This window comes from Psychrobacillus sp. FSL K6-2843 (genome assembly GCF_038626375.1).
Lineage (GTDB): Bacteria > Bacillota > Bacilli > Bacillales_A > Planococcaceae > Psychrobacillus > Psychrobacillus faecigallinarum.
The window spans coordinates 1,767,117-1,788,299 of the sequence record NZ_CP152021.1; the positions used below are offsets into that span (position 1 = coordinate 1,767,117).

At 36.2% G+C, this 21,183-nt stretch carries 25 protein-coding genes; 24 read left to right on the plus strand and 1 reads right to left on the minus strand.

Translation table 11 applies throughout. The features are described 5' to 3' along the window. The first annotated feature begins 17 nt into the window (after positions 1-17). The 5 genes from MKY94_RS08820 to MKY94_RS08840 all read left to right on the plus strand — a co-directional run bounded on the left by MKY94_RS08820 (position 18) and on the right by MKY94_RS08840 (position 3,791). Positions 18-656 carry a LysM peptidoglycan-binding domain-containing protein gene (locus MKY94_RS08820; RefSeq protein ID WP_342578511.1) on the plus strand — a complete coding sequence of 213 codons (639 nt, stop codon included), beginning with the start codon at positions 18-20 and terminating at the stop codon, positions 654-656. A 73-nt stretch (positions 657-729) separates the two neighbouring features. Further along, the gene (locus MKY94_RS08825; RefSeq protein ID WP_144536936.1) at positions 730-1,362 is read left to right on the plus strand and encodes a CBS domain-containing protein; all 633 of its coding nucleotides are present in this window, start codon (positions 730-732) and stop codon (positions 1,360-1,362) included. Between the two features lie 172 nt (positions 1,363-1,534). Further along, positions 1,535-2,299 (plus strand): metallophosphoesterase, encoded by a 765-nt coding sequence (locus tag MKY94_RS08830; protein WP_342578512.1) that lies wholly within the window; start codon positions 1,535-1,537, stop codon positions 2,297-2,299. Positions 2,300-2,330: 31 nt separating this feature from the next. Beyond that, entirely contained in the window at positions 2,331-3,299 is a 969-nt protein-coding gene (locus tag MKY94_RS08835; protein WP_340863043.1) for a YpdA family putative bacillithiol disulfide reductase, read from the plus strand. A gap of 267 nt (positions 3,300-3,566) precedes the next feature. Continuing rightward, positions 3,567-3,791: a hypothetical protein gene (locus MKY94_RS08840; protein ID WP_342578513.1), complete on the plus strand. Its 225-nt coding sequence runs from the start codon at positions 3,567-3,569 to the stop codon at positions 3,789-3,791. Positions 3,792-3,861: 70 nt separating this feature from the next. Here MKY94_RS08840 and MKY94_RS08845 read toward each other — a convergent pair whose 3' ends face one another. After that, complete coding sequence (locus MKY94_RS08845) at positions 3,862-4,842, minus strand: asparaginase (RefSeq protein ID WP_342578514.1); 981 nt, start codon at positions 4,840-4,842, stop codon at positions 3,862-3,864. A gap of 79 nt (positions 4,843-4,921) precedes the next feature. On the opposite strand from MKY94_RS08845, the gene prsW reads away from it, so the two are divergent. The 19 genes from prsW (at position 4,922) to ndk (ending at position 21,045) form a co-directional block, all read left to right on the plus strand. Beyond that, positions 4,922-5,617 carry a glutamic-type intramembrane protease PrsW gene (prsW, locus tag MKY94_RS08850; protein WP_144536926.1) on the plus strand — a complete coding sequence of 232 codons (696 nt, stop codon included), beginning with the start codon at positions 4,922-4,924 and terminating at the stop codon, positions 5,615-5,617. 497 nt (positions 5,618-6,114) lie between these two features. Next, positions 6,115-6,849, plus strand: a complete 735-nt coding sequence (sleB, locus tag MKY94_RS08855; protein WP_225216089.1) for a spore cortex-lytic enzyme — start codon at positions 6,115-6,117, stop codon at positions 6,847-6,849. Between the two features lie 9 nt (positions 6,850-6,858). After that, positions 6,859-8,142, plus strand: a complete 1,284-nt coding sequence (locus MKY94_RS08860) for a PepSY1/2 domain-containing protein (RefSeq protein WP_151110181.1) — start codon at positions 6,859-6,861, stop codon at positions 8,140-8,142. 72 nt (positions 8,143-8,214) lie between these two features. Further along, positions 8,215-8,862 carry a flagellar brake domain-containing protein gene (locus MKY94_RS08865; protein ID WP_144536920.1) on the plus strand — a complete coding sequence of 216 codons (648 nt, stop codon included), beginning with the start codon at positions 8,215-8,217 and terminating at the stop codon, positions 8,860-8,862. Positions 8,863-8,939: 77 nt separating this feature from the next. Next, the gene (gene cmk / locus MKY94_RS08870) at positions 8,940-9,611 is read left to right on the plus strand and encodes a (d)CMP kinase (protein WP_144536918.1); all 672 of its coding nucleotides are present in this window, start codon (positions 8,940-8,942) and stop codon (positions 9,609-9,611) included. Further along, positions 9,612-10,199 (plus strand): lysophospholipid acyltransferase family protein, encoded by a 588-nt coding sequence (locus tag MKY94_RS08875; protein ID WP_151110179.1) that lies wholly within the window; start codon positions 9,612-9,614, stop codon positions 10,197-10,199. A gap of 93 nt (positions 10,200-10,292) precedes the next feature. Further along, on the plus strand, positions 10,293-11,435 hold the full coding sequence (gene rpsA, locus MKY94_RS08880; RefSeq protein ID WP_154310939.1) for a 30S ribosomal protein S1: 1,143 nt from the start codon (positions 10,293-10,295) through the stop codon (positions 11,433-11,435). A gap of 122 nt (positions 11,436-11,557) precedes the next feature. Next, positions 11,558-12,868: a ribosome biogenesis GTPase Der gene (der, locus tag MKY94_RS08885; RefSeq protein ID WP_144536913.1), complete on the plus strand. Its 1,311-nt coding sequence runs from the start codon at positions 11,558-11,560 to the stop codon at positions 12,866-12,868. 23 nt (positions 12,869-12,891) lie between these two features. Then, positions 12,892-13,911: an NAD(P)H-dependent glycerol-3-phosphate dehydrogenase gene (locus tag MKY94_RS08890; protein ID WP_144536911.1), complete on the plus strand. Its 1,020-nt coding sequence runs from the start codon at positions 12,892-12,894 to the stop codon at positions 13,909-13,911. A 109-nt stretch (positions 13,912-14,020) separates the two neighbouring features. Next, a complete protein-coding gene (locus MKY94_RS08895; protein WP_225216090.1) occupies positions 14,021-14,200 on the plus strand; it encodes a DUF2768 domain-containing protein in 180 nt (59 codons plus the stop codon). 13 nt (positions 14,201-14,213) lie between these two features. Continuing rightward, on the plus strand, positions 14,214-14,921 hold the full coding sequence (locus MKY94_RS08900) for a hypothetical protein (protein WP_144536909.1): 708 nt from the start codon (positions 14,214-14,216) through the stop codon (positions 14,919-14,921). A gap of 81 nt (positions 14,922-15,002) precedes the next feature. Continuing rightward, complete coding sequence (gene spoIVA, locus MKY94_RS08905) at positions 15,003-16,481, plus strand: stage IV sporulation protein A (protein ID WP_144536907.1); 1,479 nt, start codon at positions 15,003-15,005, stop codon at positions 16,479-16,481. Between the two features lie 173 nt (positions 16,482-16,654). After that, positions 16,655-16,927 (plus strand): HU family DNA-binding protein, encoded by a 273-nt coding sequence (locus MKY94_RS08910; protein ID WP_144536905.1) that lies wholly within the window; start codon positions 16,655-16,657, stop codon positions 16,925-16,927. 178 nt (positions 16,928-17,105) lie between these two features. Beyond that, positions 17,106-17,675, plus strand: a complete 570-nt coding sequence (gene folE, locus MKY94_RS08915) for a GTP cyclohydrolase I FolE (protein WP_340844377.1) — start codon at positions 17,106-17,108, stop codon at positions 17,673-17,675. A 67-nt stretch (positions 17,676-17,742) separates the two neighbouring features. Next, entirely contained in the window at positions 17,743-17,964 is a 222-nt protein-coding gene (gene mtrB / locus MKY94_RS08920) for a trp RNA-binding attenuation protein MtrB (RefSeq protein WP_144536901.1), read from the plus strand. An 89-nt stretch (positions 17,965-18,053) separates the two neighbouring features. Then, on the plus strand, positions 18,054-18,803 hold the full coding sequence (locus MKY94_RS08925) for a heptaprenyl diphosphate synthase component 1 (protein WP_144536899.1): 750 nt from the start codon (positions 18,054-18,056) through the stop codon (positions 18,801-18,803). A 15-nt stretch (positions 18,804-18,818) separates the two neighbouring features. Further along, positions 18,819-19,523 carry a demethylmenaquinone methyltransferase gene (locus MKY94_RS08930; RefSeq protein WP_144536897.1) on the plus strand — a complete coding sequence of 235 codons (705 nt, stop codon included), beginning with the start codon at positions 18,819-18,821 and terminating at the stop codon, positions 19,521-19,523. 20 nt (positions 19,524-19,543) lie between these two features. Further along, complete coding sequence (gene hepT / locus MKY94_RS08935; protein ID WP_186318083.1) at positions 19,544-20,518, plus strand: heptaprenyl diphosphate synthase component II; 975 nt, start codon at positions 19,544-19,546, stop codon at positions 20,516-20,518. A gap of 80 nt (positions 20,519-20,598) precedes the next feature. Then, complete coding sequence (ndk, locus tag MKY94_RS08940) at positions 20,599-21,045, plus strand: nucleoside-diphosphate kinase (protein ID WP_144536893.1); 447 nt, start codon at positions 20,599-20,601, stop codon at positions 21,043-21,045. Positions 21,046-21,183 lie beyond the last annotated feature (138 nt).

The window sequence follows — 21,183 nt, forward strand, 5'->3', positions numbered from 1 at the left end:
AATGGAGTTTGACTAATATGAGTAAAGATGATTATCAAAAAAAGATTGACGAACATAGACAGTCCATTGGTGTAGAGAGTGAAGCAACTGAATTGAGAAGAAGTAGAAGAAATCCACCAGGTAAAAAGAAAAAGAAAAAGAAAAAGAATATACTCATCCCATCCTTGTTTTTTATATTTATCTTATTGCCTGCAAGTGTTTTGATTTATGTACAATTTTTTTATCAACCAGAAAGCGAAGCCTCAACTGAAGACGAAGGAATCATACAGGTTGTTACTAAGCCAATTTCGAATTTGAACAGCAGCAGTGAAGAAGAGGAAGAAAGAGAAGAGGCAAACGAAACGGAAGAAAATCAAACTTCAGAAGCAGAGAAGCCAGAAGATACAACAGAAGTGCCTCAATCAACTCCAGCCCCTCCGGCAGTTGAACCTAAAGAAAAGGAGGAGGCAGCAACACCAGCACCAACTCAGCCTAAAAAAGAAACTGTACAAGAACCAAAAAAAGACGCGAAAATTCATATAGTTAAGGGTAATGAAACATTATATCGAATCGCGATGAACTACTACAATAATCCAGAAGCAGTCGAAAAGATAAAAGCTGCAAATGGACTAGCTTCCAATGAAATTTATGAAGGACAAAAATTAATTCTGCCATAATCACAAGTTGGAAGGATAAATTCACTTTTTATAGAATATATAGGTATAGACCGTTTTGGAAAGAGGTGTTTGTATGTTTGTAAAAAGTGTAATGATACCAAAGGAAAAATGCTTAACTATTAAAGGCAATGCTTCAGTTTTGGACGCTTTAAATGAACTAGAGGCAAAGGATATTGATGCATTACCAATTATTGAGGATGGAAAGTATAAGGGGATGTTTAACAAGTACCTTTTATACAAGGCGTTCTTTTATAGCAACACAGATAAAGATACTTTTTTGAAACAAACAAAGGTATCTGATGTTGTAACAAGGGAAGATACATTTGTTCAAACTAGTGATGTGTTTGAACAGGCTTTTATGAAGCTATATGATTTTCCAATTTTAGCAGTAGTAGAAGATGAGAAGTTCTTAGGCATAGTCACACGCTATGACACAATTCATCAGTTTAAAAGTGCATTTGGTATGAATACAAAGGGCACTCGAATTGCCTTTACTTCTGTAGAATCTGAAGGAAGAATTCTGAAAATGTCCGACATTTTGCATAAGTATCACACTTCTGTAATTTCGCTAGTAACATTTGATGAAACTGACAAGCTAGTGCGCCGAATAGTTCTTAAAATTGACAATGAGCAAAAATTAGATCGAATTATTCAAGACTTAGAAAAGTCAGGTTTTCGAGTGTTACATATTGATAAAGATGAGTAATATAATCAATATAACGAATGGTTTAAGGACAGGGATAAAATCCCTGTCTTTTTGTTTGAAAGATAATATAGTCATGCTGAAGCTATAGCTGATACCTCTCGTGTTTCCCCATTTGCTTTTCGGGGTAGATATAGGCGCTTGTGCTTTTTTTATAATGGTTAGGGGGGATTTAATGTTGTATATAGTAATAACAGTTTTGGTATTGTGCTTGCTTCTTTTCACATATATGCTCTTTTTAGCATTTCAAACGAATGTCAAAGAACATAGTCTCTGTGTAAAAGAAATACCTAAAGGAGAGCAATTCCATATATTTTTTATATCTGACATTCACCGTCGGAAAATTAAAGATGAACTCATCCACAGTATTATCGGAAAGGTGGATGTAGTAGTTATTGGTGGAGACCTCACGGAAAAAGGAGTACCATTGAATCGGACAGAATTCAATTTAAAGCAATTAAAAAAGCTTGGCCCTGTTTTTTATGTTTATGGTAATAACGACCGAGAAGTCGGTGAAAGTAACTTATTAACTTTGTTCGAATCCCTTGATATTCATATTTTGAACAATAGTTCTGTAGTTCTTTCTAATCTAAATCCTTCCTTGCGATTAGTAGGTATTAATGATGGCTTTGTCGGAAAAGTAAATATAGCAGAAGCCTTCGAGGATGTAAAAGAAGAGGATATCTTAATTTTTGTAACACATGCACCAGCATTCTTTCATGCGGCTCAAAAAATAAGTAACCCACGATTAATGTTGGCTGGACATTTACATGGCGGTCAAATTCGTATTGGTCCTTTAGGGATATATGAAAAGGGTAGTTTTAGATTGAAGGAAAATAAAGCAGAGTTAATAAGCAATGGGTTTGGTACTACAGGCGTACCGCTGCGCCTTGGTGCTAAACCAGAATGCCATATCATTACTCTTAAAGGTTGTAAATGATTAGTAAAAAGTAAGAAAGGAAGTTTTGTACTTGGAACAAATTATTGATGTAGTAGTAGTTGGAGGAGGACCTTGTGGAATTTCTGCAGCAATTTCCACACAAGAGTTAGGATTAAAAACGCTCATTATAGAAAAGGGTAACATTGTAAATGCGATATATAATTATCCAACCCATCAAACTTTCTTTAGTACCAGTGAAAAGCTTGCCATTGGAAATGTACCGTTTATCGTAGAGGAAAGAAAACCAAAAAGAAATCAAGCCTTGGTTTATTATCGCGAAGTAGTAAAACGTAAAAATATTCAAGTTAATAAATATGAGCATGTAAAAAATGTGGAAAAAGCTTCAAATCATTTTGTCATTACAACTTCTAAGGGCTCTTATAAAGCGAAAAATGTTATTATCGCTACGGGATATTATGATCATCCAAATTATATGGGTATTCCTGGAGAAAAACTGCCAAAAGTATTCCATTATTTTAAGGAAGGGCACCCTTACTTTGCCCAAAATGTTTTGGTGATAGGGGGCAAAAACTCAGCTATCGATGCTGCACTTGAACTCAATAAGGCGGGCGCGCATGTGACAGTAGTGTACCGTCAAGGGCAATATTCACAAAGTATTAAGCCTTGGGTTCTACCAGAATTTGAAGGCTGTGTACGTAATAATGAAGTAAATATGCACTTCAATACGGAAGTTATGGCTATAAATGATGATAGTGTAACTTTAAAGGGTCCCGACGGTGAATTTACGATTGAAAACGACTTTGTTTTCGCTATGACAGGTTATCATCCAGATCATTCATTTATTGAAAAGATGGGTGTAGCAATAGATGCCACTACCGGTAAACCCTTTCACAACCCGGATACGATGGAGACTAATGTAGAGGGGATTTTTATAGCTGGAGTAATCGCTGCGGGCAATAATGCAAATGAAATTTTTATAGAAAACGGTCGATTTCATGGAGAACAAATTGCTACAGAAATAAAGAGAAAAGCTTTGTAAGAAAGTGCGCATGTGAATAAACAAACATCTGTTAAAACTGTCTTCTATAAAGGAGTTTCTAAATGATTGAAATTATTACCGATGTACATAATCTGGAAGGTACTTGTTATATAGAGATATTACCTGATATATAAAGGGGAATGCTGGAATACTTCTTCTATTTATTTCACAGAAGAGAACTTTAGCTATATGCTGCCCGTCTTCGAGAAGTGCTGTAAAGAATTTGATTATTACGCATTCAATGAAATTGATATAGATACGTGGAAAGTGATTTCTTTCGAATTAGAACAACTAAAAATATTTTTAACTGAAAAACCTATTAAAATTAGCTTGAAAGAAGTATTGGGTTTTCCATTTGTTTATTCCGAAAAAGAATTTATGGAAAACTATGATACAAATAGTGCGCAACTTATTACAATGATTACTCAATTTCAATTATGGATACAGAAAAAAAGTTTAGTAACAAGTTTTATCTCTGTTTTAGGTATATAAATAAAAGAACATATTATTTAACAAAAAGAAGAAAGCAAAATAGCTTTCTTCTTTTTGTTAAAAACTATAGCTATTTCTCTTGTCTACTAAATATACTATGTAGAGCTTGCTCAGGGTTCAGATGGTTTAAGGCGATCAGGAGAGCTAGTCGAGCTTTTTGCCCGTTTAGACCTTGAGCGAAAATCACCCCACGCTCCTTCAATCCTTTTCCTCCACCTACATATCCATATACGTCCTGCGCAATGCCATTAAAGCATCTTGACACTAAAACAATGGGTATATTCTTTTCTAAAATATCATGGATAACGGGTACTAAGCTTGGTGGAACATTACCTTGACCCAATCCCTCTAGAACAATACCATCAAACCCTAAGTTAACCGATGCCTCAAGAAGATCAGGCTCCATTCCTGCATATACCTTAAACAGAGCAACCCTTTTGTTAATTTGTTGAATCGGAAATATTGGTTGATGATTAGGTGAATGATGAAAATACACAATAGACTTAGAGATAAATCCTATAGGTCCATACTGAGGACTCTGAAATGTACTTACATTGCTAGCATGTGTTTTCGTTACGTTCTCGGCTGTATGTATTTCGTCATTTAATACTACTAATACGCCTTTACCTTGTGCATCATCTGATGAAGCTACTTGTATAGCAGCTACTAAATTGTATAAACCATCCGATCCTATTTCGTTTGCCGATCTCATAGCTCCAGTAAGTACGATGGGAATAGTGGTTCCAATGGTCAAATCTAAAAAATAGGCCGTTTCCTCTAATGTATCGGTTCCGTGTGTAATAACTACTCCATCAATATTTCCTTCTTGAATGTATTGATCAATTAATTGTTTAAGTCGTAACATTTCAAAAGGGGTAATATGTGGTGATGGGAGATTAAAGATTTCAGTTTCTATAATATTTGCAAAGCCCTTTAGTTTTTCTGCCTCCACCATAAGTGGATTTTTTTCGGACGGCATCACAGCACCTGTAACTACATTTACTTGCATAGAAATAGTACCGCCTGTATGGATGAGTAAAATTGTTTTCAATTATATAACCTCCAATTTTTTTACAAAATGATTAGAAATTATTGTATACTATTATTAGTAATGTGGAAGGAGTAAGAAAATGTTCGTACTACTTTCCTGTGCAATAGCACCGGCTCTTGCGCTTTTAAGTTATTTCTATCTTCGAAAAGAAATTTCGAAAGAACCTTCAAGACTTTTGTTACATACTTTTATTTATGGTGCTATATTAACATTTCCAATTATGTTTATTCAGCACGTTCTAACTGAGGAGCATTTGTTTGATACTCTATTTTTGCGCAATGTTTTAGTGACAAGCGCTTTAGAGGAATTTTTTAAATGGTTGATTTTAATGGTAGCCTTATACAACCACATAGACTTTGATGATCCATATGACGGAATTCTATACGGAGCAAGTGTTTCTCTTGGATTTGCCACGGTAGAGAATATCCTTTACCTCTTAAACTTCGGAATGGACGAAGCTTTTTTAAGAGCATTACTTCCCGTTTCGAGTCATGCATTATTTGGGGTTGTCATGGGATTTTATATTGGAAGAGCTAAATTTACTTCTACCAAAAAAATAAAATATGAGGTTTTTTATGCATTAGCTGCCCCATTGTTTCTACACATAATTTATAATAGCATACTAACCTTCACAGGGTTAGAAATATTGTTAATGGTACCGTTTATGCTGTTTTTATGGATTTTTGGCCTGTCGAAAGTAAAGCAGGCACATATCTTATCACGTAGAACAAGATTTGAAAAGCACGAATATTTTATAAGGGAAGATACAAATTAGTTCATATCACAATGATTCACTAACAAAACCTTGGTGGAATAAATTTATATCAACAAGATGGATCTTGACTATTAGTCATGATCCATTTTTATTTTAGGGATATTAGCGTTGTGTGAATGTGAGGATTTTTGAGAAGCTGATAGAATTTTTAATCAGTTATCCATCATCAATATCATTACTACTAAAATTGGAGATAAATTTTAATATAAAAAAGTCCAATTTCTTAATTTAAAATTTAGAAATTGGACTTTTTTAGTTACTCAAGAATTCATAGAATGCGCCTGTTGTAAATGAAAATCATCGATTAAGAAGTAAGCAAATACAATAAAACTATAAACTCCGAATATAAGATAATTTATCTCTTACTAAAAACTCCTTTTTAAAAGTTAATATGTATAAACTAATCCAGTTTATCCAAGCTAGTTAAAAAGGAGAGATGTCATATGAAACAGATTAAATACATCCTAATTGGCTTAATATTTTGTACAGCCAGTTATATGTTGTTAACTAAAGAACAAACAACTCAAGCATTCTCCGAACAAATAGTTCAGCGGGGAGCATATGGGGACGATGTAATCGAATTACAAGCCAGATTACAGTATATAGGCTACTATACCGGTGAAATTGACGGCAAGTTTGGTTATGGAACTTACTGGGCGCTTCGAAACTTTCAAGAGAAGTATGGATTACCGGTCGATGGAATGCTTGGGGAGAGTACTAAATCGAAATTAGTGAAAGCGTCAAAATTTGACAAAGCATATGTACATGAACAAATTAACAAAGGCAAAAGCTTTACTTATTATGGTAACGAGAGTCTAGATAATCAAGTCAAAAATGAAAAACCAGATAGTACTAATATGCAGTTACCACCTGAATATAGTGAAAGGGATTTAAAGCTAATCGCTAACGCAGTTTATGGAGAAGCACGAGGGGAGCCTTATGAAGGGCAAGTTGCAGTAGCTGCAGTAATTCTCAACAGGATAGAGCACCCCGACTTCCCTAATACTGTTAGTGAAGTTATTTTCCAACCATTAGCTTTCACAGCAGTTGCAGATGGGCAAATTTGGTTAGAACCAAATGAACGTGCTAAAGAGGCAGTGTTAGACGCATTAAATGGATGGGATCCATCTGAAAATGCCATCTATTATTTCAACCCAGACACAGCAACTAGTCAATGGATTTGGTCAAGACCGCATATCAAAAAAATCGGACAGCATATTTTTTGCTCATAAGGAGACCATATGAAAAAATTTGGATGGGTAATAGTTATAGCTGCTTTAGCCATATTTGTTGTTTACCATTTTAATGTGCAGGAGCAAAATACAAACCTTAAAAATGCTCTAGCAAGTCAATATTCTAATCAGTTAAATTCTGCTTCAGAAAAGCTCACAGAGTTAAGCGATTCAATCGATGAGACATTAATATTCAAGGATGAAGCATCATTAGATCGTCCGCTACAGGACGTTTGGAGACTTTCTTCCGATATCAGAGCTTCCATCTCAGCATTGCCTATAGACCAAGAGACTTCATCTGGATGGATGAACTATTTAACTCGAATTGGTAATGGAGCAGCTCAAGTACGAGCTGGTAAAGTACCGATTGAAGAGTGGCAAACCAACATGGTAGACGCCCGTGGGAATTTGAGAAGTTTATCAGATCAGTGGGCATTTACCAATCGAGATGATGGAAATAAGGACTATATAGTAACTTCATTTGTCCAAAATAAATTAAGTAAGGAAAGTCAAAAAAATTGGAAATCGCTTGGTGCTTCGGTTAAAGCCTATACAGAAAGTGATTTTCCGATGACAGCGAGTGAAACCGATCAACAAAAGAAAAAGGATTTACAGCATATTTCGGACGAGCCAGTAAGCGTTGAAGATGTAAAAGAAAAATTCGCTAAACTCTTCCCAGAGTTAGCCGATGCAAAAATACATGTTACAGAAAGTGGAAAGGATGCTCCTTATCCTTTTTATCATATTGAATTTCATAAAGGCATTCGTATAGGTTATGCGGATTTCACTAAAAAAGGAGGCCATCTTTTATCTTTCTTAATGGAAAGACCTTTCGATAAAAATTCAATCGATACGGAGAGTATGAAGGAAAAAGCTTTAGCCCAAATGAAGAGGCTTGGATTCGCGGATACTGAGTTGATAGAATTTAGAGAAAATACAATTGCTTGGCATTTAGCATTTGCTCGTAAGGATGCCGAAAATAATGCTATTGTTTATGCGGATGGTGTTCATCTCAAAATAGCTAAAGATAATGGGGAGCTATTAGGTTTAAATGCAATGGAATATATTCAAGAGGAAAAAATAGCTAGTCAAAAAATGGTGCCATTAGACTATAAAGAAATTTTTGCTGATGATTTAAAAATTGAAGAAGAGAAGATGGCATATGTAGAAAATGATGAATTACAGCAAAGACTTGCTTACGAATTATTGACTAGAAGCGATAAGATAGGAACTTATAAAGTCTATATCGACGCGGAAACTCACGAGATTCTTCAATCGGAGAAACTGCCTTAAAATAATATATAGAAAAATCCCTCTTTAAGTGTCATAATTAAGTCATTATTACAATTAAAGAGGGTAAAAATTATGCAAATCAAACTAGGTACTAATTTAACGCTTGAGCCAACATTCACAGACAAATCCGAAAAATATCGGTGTAAAGTAGTAGATATGGACGATCAGTTTATATATATCGATTATCCTATAGATACAGTTACGAATAAGACAATCGTATTGATAGAGGGTACTCAACTAAGAGCTACATTTATAGAGGAGGCTAAATCAGTATATGCCTTCCCTACAGAGGTGCTAGGTAGAAAGTTGGGGCAAATTCCGATGATAAGACTTCCTTATCCTGAATCCTCTGATTTCATGAAAATTCAACGTCGAAATTTTGTTAGGGTTGTTTCTCCCATAGATATCGCAGTTGAATTTGGAGATGAAAAATACCAATTTGTAACGGATGATATTAGTGCTGGTGGTGTAGCAATTATCATTCCCTTTGACGTGAAATTTAATGCAAATGATGAAGTTTCTCTTATTATTCCCCTACCTTTTAATAATGGAGAAATGAGATACGTTTTTACCACTGCTTTAGTTGTACGTATTTGGGAAAAGGAATCTGTAAAGATTGCATCCCTTCAATTTACCAATACAGATGATTTAGACAAGCAACAAATCGTACGGTTTTGCTTTGAAAGACAGTTGTTATTACGGAAAAAAGGACTAAATTAAAAGTCTGTATTTACAGGCTTTTTTTTTTTGAATCGTAATATGATAAAATATATGCGTATAGAGTGGAGGATAAATTAATGAAACAAATTCAAATTGCAATAGACGGCCCAGCAGCTGCTGGTAAAAGTACAATAGCAAAACAAACAGCTGAATTATTAGGGTATACATATGTAGATACTGGAGCAATGTATCGCGCTATTACGTATAAAGCGCTTGGACTTAACATAGATTTGCAAGATGGGACTAAGCTAACAGAGCTACTGAAAGAAACCTCTATTGAACTTAAGCCTTCTCCAAAGGGACAACTAGTATTCCTTGATCAAGTAGAAGTAACCGAAGAAATACGTTCTAAAGAGGTAACTGCCAACGTTTCCGTCGTAGCTGCTCATGCAAATCTACGGGAAGAAATGGTAAAGAGACAGATAGAAATGGGCAAGCATGGCGGAGTTGTTATGGATGGCCGTGATATAGGAACTCACGTACTGACTAACGCAGAACTTAAAATTTTCATGTCTGCAAGTGTGGAGGAACGAGCAAACAGAAGATTTTTAGAAAATCAAAAAAGAGGAATTCATACAAACCTAGAAGAATTAATGCATGACATAGCTTTAAGAGATAAATTAGACAGCGAAAGGGAAGCATCTCCTTTAGTAAAAGCGAAGGATGCTATTTTTATTGATACTACATCTCTTACTATTAAGGAAGTCTCTAATAAGATTATGCAGCTAGCACAAGAAAGGATGGTATGATTGGAGCTATATTCCTTTGCAAAAACAGTCGTTTTTGCAGTCTTAAAACCGATTTATCGATTTGAAGTGATAGGGTCTGAAAATTTTCCTAAAGAGGGCGGAATCTTGCTTTGTTCTAACCATATAGAAAATCTAGATCCTCCTGTTGTTGGAATCAATGCTCCACGGCCAGTCAATTTTATGGCGAAAGAGGAGCTTTTTAAAATACCTATACTAAAAAGCATACTACCTGGAGTAAGAGCTTTCCCGGTAAAAAGAGGGATGAGCGATCGTGATGCCTTACGTAAAGCGTTAAAGCTTTTAAAAGAGGGAGAGGTTGTTGGACTATTTCCTGAAGGGACAAGAAGTAAAGACGGAAAACTTGGAAAAGGCTTTGCTGGTGCAGGTTTTTTTGCATTGAGAGGAAACGCAAATGTAGTGCCATGTGCCATAATAGGACCCTATAAACCTTTTAAACGTTTAAAAATAGTGTTTGGTGAAGTAATTGATATGGAACCATATAGAGAGAGAAGAGCCTCTGCTGAAGAAGTAACTGAAGTAATAATGGAACATATTGCTAAGCTAATAGAGCAATATAAAACTAACTGAAATATAAATTTCTATTATAAAAGTGCTTCTTTTTGTATTTCTGTGAAAGTTCGCATAAAATAGAGAAGAGACGTTGTGAAGGAGGAATATCATATGTCAGAAGAAATGAACTTAAACACGCAAGAGTTTAAAGAAGGAGATCTGGTAAAAGCGACGGTTGCACAGGTAGATGAAAAATCTGTGATCGTATCAATTGAAGGTGCACCTTTCGATGGTATAGTTCCAATTAGCGAGCTATCTAGCCTGCATATTGAAAAAGCGTCCGACTCCGTTTCCATCGGTGATGAACTAGAACTTATGATTACAAAAGTAGAAGAATCAAACTATGTTCTTTCTAAAAGAAAAGTTGATGCTGAAAAAGCATGGGAAACTTTAGAAAAACAGTTCCAAACCGGAGAAATTATTGAAACAGAAGTTAAAGAGGTTGTAAAAGGTGGACTAGTAGTAGATTTAGGAGTGCGTGGATTCATACCTGCTTCCCTAATTGAAGATTACTTTGTTGAATCCTTTGAAGACTATAAAGGACGAGTTTTAACCTTTAAAATTGTAGAACTTGAAAAAGACAAAAACCGATTAATCCTTTCTCATAAAGCGGTAGTAGAGGACGAAAAGTCGGTAAATAAAAATAAAACACTTGATGCTATAAATCCCGGTGACGTTGTTCCAGGAACAGTGCAAAGATTAGCTTCCTTTGGTGCATTTGTAGATATTGGAGGAGTAGATGGACTTGTTCATATCTCTCAAATATCTCATGAGCACTTAGACAATGTGTCGGACGTGTTAACTGAAGGACAAGAAGTTAAAGTAAAAGTTTTATCTATAGATCGTGATTCGGAAAGAATTTCATTGTCTATTAAAGATACTTTACCTGGCCCTTGGTCTGATTTAGAAGAAAAGGCCTCAAAAGGTTCTGTTTTAACAGGAAAGGTTAGACGTTTAGTTTCTTACGGAGCTTTTGTCGAAGTTTTCCCTGGGGTTGAGGGATTGGTTCACATTTCACAAATTGCTCACCAGCACATAGGTACTCCTCAAGAAGTACTTAAAGAAGGGCAAGAAGTACAGGTGAAGGTGTTAGATGTAAACAGCAAAGAAAAACGTTTGTCACTAAGCATTAAAGAGCTAGTGGAGAACGAAGATAGTTTCAACTTAGCTGATTATCAAATGCCAGAGGAATCCAAGGGCTTCTCTATTAGCGATGTTCTAGGCGACCGCTTAAAGGACTTCACTAACAAATAAGAATAGCTTTTTTTCGTCATAATATGTAACTTATTCAAGCAGGTGACTTCAATAAAGTCGCCTGCTTTTATTATTTTGTTGTATAATACAACTTAGACGAAGTTTGGAAGGATGTAATAGTAATGACAAAACCAGTAGTAGCAATCGTTGGTAGGCCTAATGTAGGTAAATCGACCATATTTAATCGCATTGTAGGAGAACGTGTATCTATCGTGGAGGACATTCCAGGAGTAACACGAGATCGTATATATAGCTCGGCTGATTGGCTTACCCATGAATTCAATATAATCGATACAGGTGGTATCGAATTAAGCGATGAACCATTTTTAGAACAAATTAAACAACAGGCTGAAATTGCAATGGAAGAAGCGGATGTGATTATCTTCTTAACAAATGGTAGAGAAGGAGTCACGGCAGCTGATGAATACGTTGCTAAAATACTTTACAAAACGAAGAAACCTGTTGTGCTAGCAGTAAACAAAATCGACAATCCAGATATGCGTGAAATGCTTTATGACTTTTATACTTTAGGATTAGGCGAACCATTTCCGATTTCCGGTTCTCATGGCTTGGGTCTAGGAGATTTATTGGATGAGGTAGCGAAAAACTTTCCTGATATAGAAGAGCAGGAATATGGTGAGGAAGTTATTAAGTTCTCCCTAATTGGTCGCCCAAATGTAGGGAAATCATCTTTAATCAATGCGTTTTTAGGTCATGAGCGTGTTATTGTTAGTGATATAGCGGGTACAACAAGAGATGCTATTGATACAGAGTACTCTTTTGATGGACAAGATTATGTGATGATCGATACTGCGGGTATGCGCAAAAAAGGGAAAGTGTATGAAACTACTGAGAAATATTCCGTTCTAAGGGCATTAAAAGCAATTGAACGTTCGGATGTCGTCTTAGTTGTTCTAAATGCAGAAGAAGGTATTCAGGAACAAGACAAGAAGATTGCAGGCTATGCTCATGAAGGTGGTAAAGCTGTAATAATTGTTATGAATAAATGGGATGCTATTGAAAAAAATGACAAAACGATGAATGAAATGACAAAATCAATTCGTGAGCATTTCCAATTTTTAGATTATGCCCCAATAGTATTTGTTTCGGCTAAAACAAAACAACGTGTTCACGCACTTTTCCCTGTCATCAATCAAGTAAGCGAAAATCATGCGATGCGTGTACAATCTTCTATCTTAAATGAAGTGATCGAAGATTCAGTTGCTAGAAACCCTGCTCCTACAGATAAGGGTAAAAGATTACGTATTTATTATGCGACACAAGTGGCTATCAAACCACCTACATTTGTTGTATTTGTAAATGAACCTGAGTTAATGCATTTCTCTTATGAAAGATTTTTAGAAAACCGTATTCGTGAATCATTTGATTTTGAAGGTACGCCTATTAAAATTATTACTCGAGCTAGAACTTAAAATAGCATAAAGGGGGATTAAAAATGGCGAATATTACAGTGCTTGGAGCTGGTAGCTGGGGAACGGCTCTTGGAATGGTTCTTGCGCATAATAACCATGATTGTCTTCTTTGGTCACACAGAGAGAAGCAAACAGAGGAAATACTCAAAGATCATACCAATAAGCAGTACTTGCCTGATACCAAATTACCCGAAAATCTTAGAGCTACAAGTGATTTGAAAGTAGCGATAGAGCACGCTTCAACGATTGTAATTGCGGTACCTACCAAAGCAATCAGAGAGGTATGTCAGGACTTTGTAAAGCTAATGAATGATAAAAAGCTTTTCATCCATGTCTCTAAAGGAATTGAACCAGATTCCTTGAAACGAATTTCTGAGATGATTGCTGAGGAAATACCAGCATCTTTAGTTGAAGGTATTGTTGTCTTGTCTGGTCCAAGCCATGCTGAGGAAGTAGTGCTTCAGCATCCTACTACTATTACAGTGGCTAGTGACAACATGGTAGCTGCTGAAAAAGTTCAGGATTTATTCATGAATAATTATTTTAGAGTTTATACCAATGATGACGTTATCGGCGTAGAGATAGGAGCCGCCTTAAAGAACGTCATTGCATTAGCTGCTGGAATCGTAGATGGACTTGGCTACGGAGACAATGCAAAGGCTGCTCTTATTACTAGAGGATTAGCTGAAATTTCAAGACTTGGTATTAGTTTAGGGGCCAAGCCTTATACTTTTTCAGGTTTAACAGGTATGGGAGATTTAATAGCAACGTGTACGAGCGTTCATTCTCGTAACTGGAGAGCAGGTAATCTACTTGGTAAGGGTGCAAGTCTAGAGGAAGTGCTAGAAGAAGTAGGAATGATTGTAGAAGGCGTTCGTACGACAAAAGCAGCTCATCAGCTGGCGGTAAAACAAGAAGTCGATATGCCTATTACGGCTGCTCTCCACTCTGTTCTTTTTGAAAATGTACACCCGAAAGAAGCGGTGGATTCACTAATGCACCGTACGAAAAAAAATGAATTGGAAGATTATAAGACGTTTTAAAAATTGACATAAAGAAGAGTTGTATGAAAAAACAACTCTTTTTTCATGTGATATAATATTTTCATGAAAGGTGGGGAAACTCTTGTTACTAGTCTCTTCAATGGACAAAATGTGGATATCCTTTGGTTCCATGGGATGTATGTTTATGGCTATGTTATTAATGTTTTTTGTTAAAAATAAATTTTCTAACCGAATCCTAAAATTCATCTTTGGTCTAATAGCATACATATTACTATTCATAGGATTTATCACAATGGTTTATATCATTTTCAATCCAACAAAAGCTTAGTAAGGAGATTCGGATGAAAAAACTATTATTAACAGTTATGGCGATGGTTGTACTAGTATTAAGTGGATGTGGTTTTAAAGGTGGTTACGAGCCAGAAAACCTATTACCTTATGAAGACCAGCTAAATTCCGTTCAAACTGCAGTAGAGAGCTTTAGAGAAGCTTCAGGTGGTTTGTTGCCTATTAAAACACGTGAGCAGGAAACAGATCAATATATAAAATATCCAATAGATTTTAAGAAAATTGTTCCCGCATACTTAGGGAAAACTCCGGCTAATTCATTCGAAGCAGGTGGAATTTATCAGTATGTTTTAATGGACGTGGAGGAAAATCCAACTGTTAAATTGGTAGATTTGCGTATTGCAGATACATTGCGTGATATTAACTATCGAAAAGGTATTAATGGCTATGGCCCTATTGCTGAGACAATCACGGAAGGGGTCTATAAGCTAGATTATAAAAAAATGGGCTACAAGAATGAATTATCTGTTCAAAGCCCTTATTCCGACACAATGCTCCCTTTAGTGGCTACTGGAGACGGAAAAGTGTATGTAGACTATTCGATTGAGCTAAATCGAATGCTACAAGACACAGAAGTCAATGTGAAGCCAGGTGATGATATACGTTTTCTGCTAACAGACAACTTCGCAATTGTTCCTGCATATTCATTGCCATATACAGTCGATGAAAATAACGAACCAGTTTTTATGCTCAATAAATAACAACATAGGAAACGTTTCATGTGTTATGCATGAAACGTTTTTTTAGTGCATATATTAAATTGCGAAGAAAGGAGAATACCGATGTCTAGTAAACTGTATGAACAAATAGCAGAAAGAACAAATGGCGATGTGTATCTTGGTGTAGTAGGTCCGGTTAGGGTAGGTAAATCTACGTTTGTCAAAAGAGTAATGGAGCTAGTTGTAATACCGAATATTGTTGAGGAATCAGAAAGATTACGAGCACAAGACGAACTTCCACAAAGCTCTCCTGGAAACGTCATCATGACTGCAGAACCTAAGTTCGTTCCAGCCCATGGCACTAATATATACTTGGGAGAAGAACAACTGCGGCTGCAAATTAGATTAGTAGATTGTGTAGGTTATATGATTGATGGTATTAAAACCCACTCAGGTGAAGAGGGGCAAAAACTTGTCCATACACCATGGCACAATGACGCTATTCCGTTTGAAGAAGCAGCGAGAATTGGGACTGACAAAGTCATACGCGATCATTCCACAATCGGAATTGTAGTGACGACCGATGGCACTGTGAATAATATTCCAAGAAGAGCAGCTGAATCAGCGGAAAATGAAATTATCACTCAACTAAAGGAAATAGGAAAGCCTTTTGTTATTGTTGTAAATAGTAAAACGCCTGGCCATTTAGAAACACTTCAATTATGTGAAGAGCTTCAAAAATACCATGAGGTGCCTGTAATTCCAGTCGCTGTCGATAGAATGACTGCGGATGAAATTCAGTACATACTCCAACAGGCGCTTTATGAATTTCCAATTACGGATATTGAACTGGTAAAACCTGATTGGACAGATGTATTGGAACCAGATCATTTTGTGAACAATCAAATTACGACTTCTTTACAGGAGTGGTTGCAAATTGTTTCTAAAATGAGAGATGTCAAAGAGTTGGCTTCAAAATTTAAAGAAGTACCATTTATTAAAACCGCAGAGGTGATAGAAGCAGATCCAGGTAGGGGCTCTGCTTGTATTCAAATAGATCTTAAGCCAGAGGTATTTCAAGAAGTTTGCGATGAATGGCTAGATGAACCGATTACGTCTAAAAAAGATTGGCTCTTGTTTGTGAAGGAGGCTTCAACAGCTAAAAAAGCATATCATCGATTTGCCGATGCTCTTGAAGCAGCAAAAACTACTGGTTATGGAGTATCTTTGCCATCAATACAAGACTTCCAGCCTTCTGCACCTGAAATTATTAAGCAAAATAATTTCTTCGGGGTTAGTTTAAAGGCTAAGGCATCCTCTCTTCATATTATTCGTGTAGATATGGAAGCGGAATTTGCCCCACTTTTGGGCTCAGAATTTCATAGTCAGCAGCTTCTAAAGGATTTAAAACATGGGTTCTTACATGACCGAGATGCATTATGGGAAACACAAGTTTTTGGAACTTCTCTTGTAGAGGTTATGAAAGAAAGCATTCGATATAAAACAGAAAGTGTTAGTCAGGTTGCGAAGAAGAGAATGCGTCAAACAATTGAAAGAATGGTAAATGAGGGAGACCGTGGTATGGTTACCTTTATTTTATAAATATGATTTGGGGCTTTTTGCGACTATGCAAAAAGTCCCGTTATTTTGTTAAATTACCTTTTTTTTTAGGAAAGTTGCTCAAACACAGACAAATAGTGTTGCGAAGGGTTTTCGGTTGTGATACTCTTTTTACAGGATTGAAGCTTATCTTCCTTTGAGAGGAGGTGAATAGTATGAATAAAACAGAATTAGTGAACTCTGTAGCAGAGGCTGCTGATTTATCTAAAAAAGATGCATCTAAAGCGGTTGAAGCTGTATTTGAATCAATTCAAACTGCTCTTGCAGATGGTGAAAAAGTTCAATTAATCGGTTTTGGTAACTTCGAGGTTCGTGAACGTGCTGCACGTAAAGGACGTAACCCTCAAACAGGTAAAGAAATCGACATCGCTGCTAGCAAGGTGCCTGCTTTTAAACCAGGTAAAGCACTTAAAGATGCAGTAAAATAATGGATGATGTAGTACATAGAACGGTTACTGTGAAGCTTGCTTCATGGTAGCCGTTCTTTTCTTTTTATTATATAATATTAATTTGTGTTGTCTGTGAAGTGAAAATTATTTCTTATCTGCGTTTCATATGCTAAGATACATACGACATATTATGCAGTTTTATCTAGGGGGTCAGCAGATGACGAAGGTCAATCTGAAAAAAATAGAAGATGCAGTGACGATGATTTTAGAAGCTATTGGGGAGGATCCTACAAGAGAAGGATTACTGGATACTCCAAAAAGAGTTTCTAAAATGTATGCAGAAATGTTTGAAGGGCTTCATCAAGATCCAAAAGAACATTTCAAAACAGTTTTTAATGAGGAGCATGAGGAACTAGTTTTAGTAAAAGATATACCTTTTTTCTCTATGTGTGAACATCATTTAGTACCTTTTTATGGTAAGGCACATGTAGCATACATACCTAGAGATGGAAAAGTGACAGGGCTTAGTAAGCTTGCTAGAGCGGTAGAAGTTACAGCAAGAAGACCTCAGCTTCAAGAAAGAATTACTTCTACAATTGCGGACGACATTATGGAAATGATTAACCCACATGGCGTTTATGTTGTCATTGAGGCTGAGCATATGTGTATGACGATGCGCGGGATAAAAAAACCAGGCGCTAAGACAGTAACTGCTGTAGCAAGAGGTATATACGAAACAGACGAGATTAAACGTTCAGAGGTTTTATCGTTTATCCAAATGAAATAACTACTTTTGAGGATAGTAAATAATATGGTATGATGAATTTAGATTATGAACAAAGGAGACTATTGTAATGTCTAGTTCAGATTTTATCGTTATAAAGGCAGAGGAAGATGGAGTACAAGTGATAGGCTTGACTCGTGGCTCAGATACTAAATTTCACCATTCAGAAAAACTTGATACAGGTGAAGTAATGATCGCTCAGTTTACAGAGCATACATCTGCAATGAAAATTAGAGGTAAAGCTTCTATTCATACAGACAATGGAATTATCCAAAGTGATTCTAAGAAATAATTAACCTAAATGGCCAATAATCGCTAGTTATAATATATTTGATCATGACAGATTAAAGCTAACTGCGATTGGGAAATGGAGTAAAGTGTATGAATGAATCTTTGATTAAACATCATATAGAACAATATAAAAAAGATATTCTCATGCAAATACAGCATAATACTCTGTTAAAATATGCAGGAATACCTGTTATTGATGAAGATCGTTTGTTTTTTACACTTTTACCGCTACTCAATGGGGAAGAATGGGCTGAAGCGAACAAACAATCAACCATTGCCGTATCCCTTATTTTTGCAGCACTTGCCGCTCATGATTTGGTGAAGGAACAAAACGCAACGACAAAAGAGCAGCAATTACAAGTATTAGCTGGAGATTATTATAGTGGGAAATATTATCAGCTATTAGCTAAGGGGAAGCAAATTGAGTTAATTCAAATCTTTTCCTCAGGAGTCTCATCTATCACGGAGCATAAAACAAGATTTTATGATCACTTAGATTACTCATATGGAGAGCTTATGCAATCTATTCAATTGATCGAAAGCAAGCCAATTGAACAATTTATGGAGCACTTTTCCTACAATGAGTATGTATTTATCATGAAAGAAGCTTTACTTCTTCTAGCTCTAAGAAGAGAGTTAACTGCATATGAAAATAGGGAAGAAACATTTTATATCCGAAACTCATTCCTGCTACAGACTAAGATAGAAACTCTTCGCGCTGAAATGGAAGCGGTTGAAAAAAATTTGGTGCGCGATGTAAGATACTCGAATATATTAAAAGAAAATGTAAAGCATGCGATTTTAGAGCGAGTGACCGAACAAGCTTTAAAAAGCAGTTGAGAGAAGGTTTAACACATGGGAAAAACAAAAGAACAGCATGTCCATGAAGTTTTTGAGAAAATCTCTGAGAACTACGATTCTATGAATTCTGTCATAAGCTTTCAACAGCACAAAATTTGGCGCAGCGATACGATGAAAGCAATGCAGGTTAAAGACGGAAGCAGCGCCTTAGACGTTTGCTGTGGTACGGCGGACTGGACAATTGCAATAGCGAAAGAGGTTGGTCCTACAGGAACAGTTAAAGGGCTAGATTTTAGTCAAAATATGCTGAATGTAGGAAAAGAAAAAGTAAAGGAAATTCCACAAATAGAATTGATTCATGGAAATGCTATGGAATTGCCCTTTGAAGACAATACATTCGACTATGTAACTATTGGATTTGGTTTACGAAATGTTCCGGATTATAAACAAGTGTTGCAAGAAATGAATCGAGTAGCTAAACCAGGCGGTATGATTGTTTGTTTAGAAACCTCTCAGCCGGATTCCAAGCTTTTTAATGCTGGATTCCGCTTTTACTTTAGATATATCATGCCAGTTTTCGGAAAGCTTTTTGCTAAGAGCTACAAAGAGTATTCTTGGTTACAAGAGTCTGCAAAGGAATTTCCTAATAGAGCGGAACTTGCCAAATTATTTGAAACGGTAGGAATGGTTAACGTTAATAGTAAACCATACAGCGGTGGGGCAGCAGCCAGACATATTGGCTTTAAGAAAGATTTTTAAGTGGGGGAAGGTTTGTTTCTGTGGATAAGATGAGATTAAAACTGCTTTATTCCGATCTTAAATCGGATTTGGAAGTCATTGAAAACGAATTAGCAGCAGCTGTGAATTCTTCCTCCCACTTATTGAATGAGGCCTCGCTTCATTTGTTGCTAGCAGGGGGAAAACGAATTCGCCCTGTGTTTGTACTGCTTTCCGCTAAATTTGGAAACTATTCTATAGAGTCTATTAAGCAAGTTGCTGTTTCTGTCGAATTGATTCATATGGCATCTTTAGTCCATGATGATGTTATAGATGATGCTGAAACTAGAAGAGGCCGAGAAACGGTGAAGTCCCAGTGGAACAACCGCGTAGCTATGTATACAGGGGACTTTCTTTTTGCTAAGGCTATTGAATACATAACAGCAGTAAAAAATACATACGCCCACGAAGTTCTCTCGCACACGATGGTTGAGCTTTGTATCGGGGAGATTATTCAAATTGAGGACAAGGGTTTTGTTGATCAGACAGTTAGAGATTATTTAAGAAGAATAAAAAGAAAGACGGCAATCCTCATCTCGGCTAGCTGCGAATTAGGTGCTATTTCATCCGGAGCAGATGAAAAGACTGTTAGGCATTTAAAGAGATTTGGTTATTATGTGGGAATGTCCTTTCAGATTATTGATGACATCTTAGATTTTACATCCACTGAGGAAGAGCTAGGTAAACCAGCTGGTGGTGATCTGTTGCAGGGAAATATTACTTTACCTGTTATTTACGCAAAGAACGATCCAACTATCCATCCGCTATTGCAAAAAGTCTTTGATGGTGAAATTGAAGAGCGAGAGATGCAAGTATTACTTGACGAGATTCGTCAATCGGATGGTATAAAACGCGCTAAACAAATAAGTAATATGTATTTACAAAAGGCGCTGCATGAAGTAAAACAACTTCCAACAAACTCTGCCAAGAAATCTTTGCAAAATGTTGCATTATTTATGAGCAAACGCAACTTTTAATTGAAATTAATTGACTGTAATGTTAGTATTTTTAACGGTGGAGAAATAAAATCCATTTTATATTTGAAGGAGTGTTCATGATGGAAAAAACATTTTTAATGGTAAAACCTGACGGCGTACAACGTAACTTAATTGGAGAAATCGTTAGTCGTTTCGAGAAAAAAGGATTCCAATTAGTTGGAGCAAAATTAATGCAAATTCCTACTGAATTAGCAGAACAACACTACGGTGAGCACAAAGAACGTCCATTCTTCGGAGAACTAGTTGACTTCATCACTTCTGGACCAGTTTTTGCAATGGTTTGGGAAGGTGAAAATGTTATTTCTACAGCTCGTTTAATGATGGGTGCTACTAACCCAAAAGAATCTGCTCCAGGAACTATTCGTGGTGACTTCGCAGTAACTGTTGGAAAAAACATTATCCACGGTTCTGATGCACCTGAAAGCGCTGAGCGTGAAATTGGATTATTCTTCAAGCAAGAAGAGCTAGTATCTTACTCTAAAGATGCTAACAAATGGGTTAACTAATTTAAATGTATGAATAAAACCAATTCTCTTAATGGTGAGTTGGTTTCAGACTGTAGACAAACTCAAAGAAATTTGAAATTGTTTATAGTCTTTTTTTATTTACAATACATATAAGAAATTGTCGAATTCCATTATGGG